10 protein-coding genes are annotated in these 8,546 nt (G+C 71.2%); 2 read left to right on the forward strand and 8 right to left on the reverse strand.

Annotated elements, in window-relative coordinates; translation table 11 throughout:
* Window positions 1-32: 32 nt before the first annotated feature.
* The 7 genes from AC30CM_RS22045 to AC30CM_RS22075 form a co-directional block, all read right to left on the reverse strand.
* Complete coding sequence (locus AC30CM_RS22045; protein WP_490119043.1) at window positions 33-1,661, reverse strand: solute symporter family protein; 1,629 nt, start codon at window positions 1,659-1,661, stop codon at window positions 33-35.
* Window positions 1,658-2,020, reverse strand: coding sequence for a DUF485 domain-containing protein (locus AC30CM_RS22050; RefSeq protein ID WP_490119044.1), 363 nt, complete (start codon window positions 2,018-2,020; stop codon window positions 1,658-1,660). The genes AC30CM_RS22045 and AC30CM_RS22050 overlap by 4 nt, the downstream gene beginning before the upstream one ends.
* 148 nt (window positions 2,021-2,168) lie before the next feature.
* Window positions 2,169-3,905, reverse strand: coding sequence for a sodium/solute symporter (locus AC30CM_RS22055; protein ID WP_490119045.1), 1,737 nt, complete (start codon window positions 3,903-3,905; stop codon window positions 2,169-2,171).
* Window positions 3,902-4,267 carry a DUF485 domain-containing protein gene (locus tag AC30CM_RS22060; RefSeq protein ID WP_490119046.1) on the reverse strand — a complete coding sequence of 122 codons (366 nt, stop codon included), beginning with the start codon at window positions 4,265-4,267 and terminating at the stop codon, window positions 3,902-3,904. Before AC30CM_RS22060 ends, AC30CM_RS22055 begins: the two co-directional genes overlap by 4 nt.
* A complete protein-coding gene (locus AC30CM_RS22065) occupies window positions 4,260-5,111 on the reverse strand; it encodes a LytR/AlgR family response regulator transcription factor (protein ID WP_490119047.1) in 852 nt (283 codons plus the stop codon). The genes AC30CM_RS22060 and AC30CM_RS22065 overlap by 8 nt, the downstream gene beginning before the upstream one ends.
* Before the next feature lie 22 nt (window positions 5,112-5,133).
* Complete coding sequence (locus tag AC30CM_RS22070) at window positions 5,134-6,327, reverse strand: sensor histidine kinase (protein WP_490119048.1); 1,194 nt, start codon at window positions 6,325-6,327, stop codon at window positions 5,134-5,136.
* A gap of 33 nt (window positions 6,328-6,360) precedes the next feature.
* On the reverse strand, window positions 6,361-6,675 hold the full coding sequence (locus AC30CM_RS22075) for a DUF732 domain-containing protein (RefSeq protein ID WP_490119049.1): 315 nt from the start codon (window positions 6,673-6,675) through the stop codon (window positions 6,361-6,363).
* A gap of 99 nt (window positions 6,676-6,774) precedes the next feature.
* Here AC30CM_RS22075 and AC30CM_RS22080 point away from each other — a divergent pair, with 99 nt between their 5' ends.
* Both AC30CM_RS22080 and AC30CM_RS22085 read left to right on the forward strand, forming a co-directional pair.
* The gene (locus AC30CM_RS22080) at window positions 6,775-7,398 is read left to right on the forward strand and encodes an HhH-GPD-type base excision DNA repair protein (protein ID WP_490119050.1); all 624 of its coding nucleotides are present in this window, start codon (window positions 6,775-6,777) and stop codon (window positions 7,396-7,398) included.
* A gap of 396 nt (window positions 7,399-7,794) precedes the next feature.
* Window positions 7,795-7,944, forward strand: coding sequence for a DUF1059 domain-containing protein (locus AC30CM_RS22085; RefSeq protein WP_490119051.1), 150 nt, complete (start codon window positions 7,795-7,797; stop codon window positions 7,942-7,944).
* A 94-nt stretch (window positions 7,945-8,038) separates the two neighbouring features.
* Here the strand turns inward: AC30CM_RS22085 and AC30CM_RS22090 are convergent.
* On the reverse strand, window positions 8,039-8,546 hold a 508-nt coding region (locus AC30CM_RS22090; RefSeq protein ID WP_490119052.1), incomplete at its 5' end, for an Rv1157c family protein.

Raw genomic sequence — 8,546 nt, forward strand, 5'->3', positions numbered from 1 at the left:
ATCGGGGACGCCGCCGGCACCGGTACGTCGAGCTAGTGCGACACCGCCTTCTCGGCGCCGATCCCGGTCAGGGAACGCACCTCCATCTCGGCGGCGACCTTGGGGTCCTCGTCGTCGGGCGAGGTGAGCGTGCCCACGATGCCGAGCAGGAACGCCAGCGGGATCGACACGATGCCGGGGTTGGCCAGCGGGAAGAACGCGAAGTCCGCGCCCGGGATCATCGCCGTCGCCGATCCCGACACCGCCGGGGAGAACACGATCAGCAGGATCGTCGACAGCAGGCCGCCGTACATGCTCCACAGTGCCCCGCGGGTGTTGAACCGCTTCCAGTACAGCGAGTAGACGATCGTGGGCAGGTTCGCCGCCGCCGCGACCGCGAACGCCAGCGCCACCAGGAACGCGACGTTCTGCCCGTTGGCCAGGATGCCGAGGCCGATCGCCAGCACGCCGAGCACCACCGCGGTGATGCGCGAGACCCGCACCTGCTCGGTCTCGGACACCTGGTGGGACTTCAGCACCGACGCGTAGATGTCGTGCGCGAACGACGCCGAGGCGGTGATGGTCAGGCCCGCGACCACCGCGAGGATCGTCGCGAAGGCGACCGCCGAGATGATGCCGAGCAGGATCACCCCGCCCAGCTCGAACGCCAGCAGCGGCGCCGCCGAGTTCACCTTGCCGGGGGCCGCCATGATGCGGTCGGGCCCCACGATGGCCGCCGCGCCGTACCCGAGCGCCAGCGTGAACAGGTAGAAGGCGCCGATGAGCGCGATGGCCCACACTACGCTGCGCCGCGCCTCCTTCGCGGTGGGCACCGTGTAGAACCGCATCAGCACGTGCGGCAGGCCCGCGGTGCCCAGGACCAGCGCGATGGCCAACGAGAGGAAGTTGATCTGCGAGGTCACCGAGCCGCCGTACTGCGCGCCCGGGGCCAGCACGTCCCGTGCGGCGATGGCCTTGTCCGCCGAGCCGGACACCGCCGACTGCGCGGCGCCGAGGATCTCGGAGAAGTTCAGCCCGAACTTGGCGAGCACCATCACCGTCATGAGGGCGGCGCCGGCGATCAGCAGCACCGCCTTGATGATCTGCACCCACGTCGTGCCCTTCATGCCGCCGACGAGGACGTAGACGATCATCAGCACGCCCACCACGGCGATCACGACCGCCTGGCCGGCCGAACTGGTGACGTCGAGCAGCAGCGCGACCAGGCCGCCGGCCCCCGCCATCTGCGCCAGCAGGTAGAACAGCGACACCGTGAGCGTCGACGTCGCCGCGGCCAGCCGCACCGGGCGCTGCTTGAGCCGGAAGCTCAGCACGTCGGCCATGGTGAATCGGCCGGTGTTGCGCAGCAGCTCGGCGACGAGCAGCAACGCGACCAGCCACGCCACCAGGAAGCCGATGGAGTACAGGAACCCGTCGTAGCCGTACACGGCGATGGCGCCTGCGATGCCGAGGAAGCTCGCCGCCGACAGGTAGTCACCGGCGATCGCGATGCCGTTCTGCGGTCCGGAGAAGCCGCGGCCGCCGGTGAAGAACTCGTCGGCGGTGGCGTTGCGCTTGCTGGCTCGGATCACCACGACCATCGTGACGACGACGAACAGCGAGAAGATGCCGATGTTGGCGACCGGGTTGCCGACGGTCTCGGCGGCGAGCAGCTGCGTCACTTGGCACCGCCGGCGATCTCGGCCTCGAGCCCGGTGCGGATGGCCGCCGCGCGGGGGTCGAGTTCCCGGTTGGCGAAACGCACGTAGAGGCCCGTGATGACGAACGTCGACAGGAATTGGCCGAGGCCGATGAGCAGCCCGACGTTGACGTTGCCCCACACCGGGGTGGCCATGAAGTCGTGGGCGAAGGCGCCGAGCACGACGTAGACGCCGTACCAGACGATGAAGAAGGCGGTCATCGGGAACACGAAGCGGCGCAGCCGGCTACGGAGTTCCTGGAATTGCGGACTGGCTTGGACTTCCAGATAGCGCTCGCCGCTGATCGCGGCGGCGGCATCGGAACCGACGGTCTCGGGCACCCCTGACTCCTGACGTGTGTGAACCGGTACTCGCGAGGAGCCTATTGAGACTCACGTCACAAACGACGCGGAAGCGCACCGGCAGACGGTGAAACCGGGGGTGCGTGCGGTGAGCGGTTCGTCGGTAGCGACGAACGGTGCCGGCCGGTCAGTCCTCGGGCAGCCGCTCCACGCCCATGCCGATGCGTTCGGGCACGTGCATGCGCGCGAAGCTGCGCGCCACGTCGGCGGGCCGCGTCGCCGCCGTCAGCCGGCTCACCGCGACCATGGTCGCGAACGCCAGCGGTACCGTCACCGCCGCCGGATACCCGACGAGCACGTTCGCCCAGCCGCCCGCCACGCCCTCGTCGAGGCCGCCGGAGATCGCCAACGTCGTCGCGACGCCCGAGGACACGCCGCCGACCGCCAACCCGCATGCGGCGCCCGTGGCGGTCAGCCCGCGCCACCAGATGCCGAGCACCAGCAGCGGGCACAGGGTCGAGGCGGCCACGGCGAACGCCAGCCCGACGCTGCGGGACAGTTCCAGTGACGATGCAAGCAGCGCAAGGGGAATGGGAATCAGACCGCCGACGAGCGCGGCGACGCGGAAGTCGCGCACGCGCCCGCGCAGCACGTCGGTGGACAGGGCCCCGGCGATGCTCACCAGCAGGCCCGACGACGTCGCGAGGAACGCCGCGATGGCCCCGGCGGCCACGAGCGCCGCCAACCCCGCGCCCGCGACACCGCCGATGGCGGCGCTGGGCAGCAGCAGCACCGCCGCGTCGGCCGTCCCGGTGATGAGCAGCTGCGGCACGAACTGGCGTGCGAACACGCCCAGCAGCGTGGGGAACAGGTAGAACAGCGACAACAGCGCGATGACCGCCAGGGCCGTGCGCCGGGCGGCCCGCCCGTCGGGGTTGGTGTAGAAGCGCACCAGCACGTGCGGCAACCCCATCGTGCCGAGGAACGTGGCGATGATGATCGAGAACACCTGGTACGTCGGATGTCCGCCGCCGAGGCCGCCGCCGGAGGACATCCACGCCTCACCCGCGCCCGGCGCCCCGGCGACCACCGGCGTCGCCGCGCCCGCGGCGAGCGTCATCGTGCTGCCCGCCCCCAAGGCGTACTGCCCGGGCGCGGGAAACGCCGCGGCGGTGACCGCGCGGCCGTCGACCTCCCCGGTGACGGTGATGCCCGCCTGCGCGGGCACCTGCACCACGACGTCGGTCTCGATGGTCACCGTGGTCTGCTGGCCGACCAGCGGCGGCAGTGGCCCGCCGAGATCGGTGCCGTCGCGCACCACCAGAGCCAGCAGGGCCAGCGCGGGCACCGCGATGGCGGTGAGCTTGAGCCAGTACTGGAAGGCCTGCACGAACGTGATGGACCGCATGCCGCCGCCCACGACGTTGACGATCACGATGGCGCCGACCGCCACCGGGCCCACCCACACCGGCAGGCCCAGCAGCGTCTTGAGCGCCAGCCCCGCCCCCTGGTACTGCGGCACCAGGTACAGGATGCAGACGACCACCACCACCAGCATCGCGATCTTGCGCAATCGTGCCGAGCCCAGCCGGAACTCGGCGAAGTCGGGCACGGTGTAGGCGCCGGAGCGGCGCAGCGGCGCGGCGACGAACAGCAGCAGGCCGAGATACCCGGCGGTGAACCCCACGGGATACCACAGGGCGTCGGCACCGTACTTCGCGATGAGGCCGGCGACGCCGAGAAACGAGGCCGCCGAGAGGTATTCGCCGGAGATGGCGGCCGCGTTCCACTGCGGGCCGATGCTGCGCGACGCCACCAGGAAGTCGGAGGTGGTGCGCGACAAGCGGATTCCGTAGAAACCGATGACGATGGTGGCCAACGCCGCCGCCAGCAGCGCCGCCGCCGTCAGCGGGGCAGCGGTCACGGCGCGCCGTCGACGACGCGGACGAAGTCGCGCTCACCCTGCTCGGCGAGCCGGACGTACAGCCGGCCGATGCCGTACAGCACCGGATAGACCAGTAGCGCCAGGATCAACCAGTTCAGCCGCACGCCGGCGACGCGCACCTCGGCGACCGCCGGGAACGCGCCGACGAGCAACGGGATGGCGACCACCGTGCACACCACCACCGCCGACAACCGCAGCGCCAGGCCCAGCTGCGCGCGCACCAGGCCGCGCACCAGGGCGTCGCCCACCTCGGTCTGCTCGTGCACTTCCACCCGCGTCCGGATCACGCGGGCCCCGCGGCGCTGCGACAGCACCACGCGCTGACGGCCCGGTCTAGTCATCGTCGCCACCTCCGGGCCGCAGATGGCGCATCGGGTCGCGGATCAGCCGGTCGCGCAACTCCTTGGCCTGCCTGCGGCTGACCGGCAGCTCGACGGCGGGTGACGCGCCGTTGGCGCGCAGCCGCACCAGCACCGCGCCGTCGGTGGTGCGGACGCCCGTCACCTGCCGCAGGGCCACCAGGTAGGACCGGTGGATGCGCTGAAAGCCCTTGTCCCGCCAGCGAGATTCGAGCGAACTCAGCGGGATGCGCACCAGGTGCGCCCCCGAGGACGAGTGCAGCCGGGCGTAGTCGCCTTCGGCCTCCACCCAGCCGATGCTCGCCCGCGGCACCAGGTGGGTGATGCCGCCGAGTTCGGCGGGGATCACGTCGGCGCCGGCGTCGAGGTCCACGGCTCCTGGCGCTGCGGGCGCGTCGTCGCGCGGGGGAGCGGGACGCTGCCCGGCGGTCGCGTGTACGCGGCGCACCGCCTCGTCGAGCCTGCTGCGGCGGATGGGCTTGAGCAGGTAGTCGCTGGCGCCCACGTCGAAGGCCTCGACGGCCTTGTCGTCGTGCGCGGTCACGAACACCACGGCGGGCCGGTAGGAGAAGTTGGCGAGCACGCCTGCCAGTTCCAGCCCGGACAGGCCCGGCATGTTGATGTCCAGGAACACCGCGTCGATGGGCGGCCGACCGCGCGCCGGCCCGGTGAGCCGGGTGTTGAGTTCGCGCAGCGCCGACGTCGCGTCGGCGGCGGTCACCACCTCGCCGATGCAGGGATGCTCGCCCAGCAGGTAGGCCAGCTCGTCGAGCGCGGGGATCTCGTCGTCGACGGCCAGCACCGTCAAGGTCTTGTCCGCCGTCACCTCGTGCTCCCGTCCTCGACGATCAGGCGCCCCCGGCGTGCACGCCCGAGGCGAACTTCGGCACCCGCATGACGACCTTGGTGCCCGCGCCGATCGCCGTATCGACCACCAGACCGTAGTCGTTTCCGAATGCCGCCCGCAGCCGATGGTCCACATTCGTCAGGCCGACGTGCGCCGAGTGTCCGGACGTCGCCTCGCCGCGGTCGGCCAGCGCGTCGGCGGGCCCCGAGCGCAGCGCGTCGGGGTCCATGCCCACGCCGTCGTCCTCGACGGTGATGACGCAGTCGGTGCCGTCGTCGAGCGCCACGATCTCCAGCATGCCGCCGTGCCGTCCCGCGAACCCGTGCCGAACGGCGTTCTCCACCAACGGTTGCAGCGTCAGGAACGGCACCACGACGCCCAGCATCTCCGGTGCCACTCGCAGCCGCACCGTCAGCGCGTCGCCGAAGCGCGCCCGTTCCAGCGTCAGATAGCGGTCGATGTTGCGCAGTTCGTCGCGCAGCGTCGTGTACTGGCCCGCGGCGCGGAACGAGTAGCGGGTGAAGTCGGCGAACTCGAGGATGAGGTCGCGGGCGCGGTCGGGATCGGTGCGCACGAAGGACGCGATGGTGTTCAGCGCGTTGTAGATGAAGTGCGGGCTGATCTGAGCCCGTAGGGCCAGCACCTCGGCGCGATCCAGGCGGGCCCGGGACGCGTCCAGGTCGGCGAGTTCGAGTTGGCTCGCCGCGTAGCTGGCCACCTCGCCGATGGCGCCGAGGGTGCCCGGCCCCGGCTCGCGTGCCGTCGCCGCCACCAGCACCCCCAGCACGTCGCCGCCGTCGGTCAGCAGCGGCTGGGCGATCAGGGCGCCCGCCCGGTGGCTGGACATGACGCGCCGCTGGCCGGCCAGGGCGTCGGCGGCGGCGTCCTGCGCCTCGGCGAGCGCGTCGAAGTCGCCGGGGTCGTGACCCAGCGGCCGGCCGGTGTCGTCGCACACCACGACGGCATCCGCTCCGGTGAGCCGGCGCAGGAACGGCGCTGCCGCCGTAGCCGACTCGGCGCGCAGGCCGTCCCGCAGTGCATGGGCGGCGAGCGAGGCGGTGTGCAGGGCCTCGTAGGTGGCGCGTTCGGTGGGGGTGGCCACCACCCGTCGGGTGCGCACCGTGACGACGGCGGCCGCCACGACGACGGCCAGGATCAACGCCACTGCGAGCGCGATGGCGAACTCGCCCGGCATGGCACCTCTCGTGGGTCTGGGGCCCGGGGGCCGTTACTGCACGGGGCAGGCGTACTTCATGGCGACGTCCATCACGCGCTGCTGCGCGCCGGGCCCTACGACGCCCTGAGCAGCCAGCTCCCACCCGATGAAGCCCGGCAGCCCGCCCGTGCACGCCTGGTGCGCGACGCGCCACGCCGTGTCCGGGCTCAGGTGGAACCCGTTGCGGTCCAGGCCTTGCATGTATTCGTCGAACGCCGGCGTGCCCTGATCGGGGATCGCCTGGGCCACGGCGGCGAACGCGACGGCGGCGGCCATGCACGCCGACGTCGTCACGGTCGCCAGAATCGGCCCGATTACACGTCTCATCTTCGTCCCCCCACGGGTCGACCACTGTTGATCGCGTCTACATTCGCACACCCTGACGACACCGATCTTGGAAATCCCGCATCGCCCTAGACTGGGGGCATGCCGTCACTGCAGCTCGTTCAGGATCCCGAGGCCGACGCCCTGCTCGAGGCCAACCCGTTCGCGTTGCTGGTCGGGATGCTGCTCGACCAGCAGATCCCGATGGAGGTGGCGTTCGCCGGGCCGAAGAAGCTCGCCGATCGCCTCGGTGATGTGGAACCCGTCCAGATCGCCGAGATGGACGCCGACGCGTTCGCGGCCGTCATGTCGGAAACCCCAGCGGTGCACCGGTTCCCGGGATCCATGGCCAAGCGCGTCCAGGACCTCGCCCGGGTGATCGTCGACGAGTACGACGGCAGCGCCGCCGCGTTGTGGACTGCCGGTGACCCCGATGGCCGCGAGGTGTTGCGCCGGCTCAAGGCGTTGCCGGGCTTCGGCGATCAGAAGGCCCGCATCTTCTTGGCGTTGCTCGGCAAGCAGTACGGCGTCACCCCCGACGGGTGGCGCGCAGCGGCCGGGGACTACGGCAAGGCGGGCACCCACATGTCGGTGGCCGACGTCGTCGACGCGGCGTCACTGGACGAGGTGCGGTCCTACAAGAAGGCCGCCAAGGCCAGGGCGAAACAGGCGGGGGCGAAACAGGTGGGGGCGAAACCAGCGAAGGCGACACAGGCGAAGGCCTGATCGCCCCGGCAGCTCTCGCCCGGAGCGCGAGTGGTCATGCCCACCTTTGAGCGACAACGAGCGACTTTGGTGGGTCGGGCGCCGGATGGTGGCCCGACCGTGGTGCAGAAGTCGGCGCGTGTGTCGCGAGTTCTGCACGCGGGTCGCCAGCCGGCGTGAGCCGCGACCGTGGTGCAGAAATCAGCGCGAGTGTCGCGAGTTCTGCACGAGGGTCGCCAGCTGGCGTGACCCGCGACCGTGGTGCAGAAATCGGCGCGAGTGTCGCGAGTTCTGCACGAGGGTCGTCGACGCGCGTCGCCGACGACCACCATGCAGAAGTCGGCGGGATTCGCGCGAGTTCTGCACCCGCGCGCAGGTCTGAGCGCCGGTGCCGCGGGCTCGTGGGAACCTGAAGCCATGGCGAAGACTCATCTCAACTGCCCGTGCGGCGAGGCGATCGTCGGTACCGACGAAGACGATCTGGTCGAGAAGGCGCAGGCCCATCTGGCCGAGGCCCACCCGGGCCGCGAGTACGACCGCGACATGATCCTGTTCATGGCGTTCTGACCCGCGGCAGCAGGCCGCGAGCGTGCGCGCCGCACCGGTGATCAGCCGGCGTTCAGGGGTCGACGCGCACGCTCGCGGGGGGAGACGGTGGTGTTCAGGGCACCACCGTCGAGCCGATGGTCGGCATGAACTGGCACTGCTTCTCGGTCGTGGTGACCTGGCCGAAGATCGTGCTCATGATGCTGCCCGAGCCGGTGTCGGCGATCGCCACCAGCGTCGTCGGGCCTTCGGGGTTGATGTCGGCCTGCGGCTTCAGCGTCGCCGAGCCGGACTTGCCCGTCGTCAGGTTCACCCACGTGACGTTCAGCGGCAACTTCTGCTCGGCTGCCGGTCCGGGCGTACCCATGGCGGTGAAGATGTAGGCGGTCTGCCCGGGTCCCGGGCCGGGGGCGGGGATCTTCGCCGGCCCGGCGACCGAGATCGCGGCGGCGAGCACGTTGCCGCCGTCCTTGAGGCAGCCGTTGCTGATCGACGGATACATGAAGTCCTGCGTCACCGGGGCGTCGGGTCCGAAGTCCGCGGCGCCGGGCGCCGGCGGTGCCGCAGCGGCGGCCGGAGCGGCGTCGGGCGCGGGTGCGGGGGCCGCTGCAGGTGTGGCGTCG

This window comes from Mycobacterium sp. DHQP2018-32-09 (genome assembly GCF_058148405.1).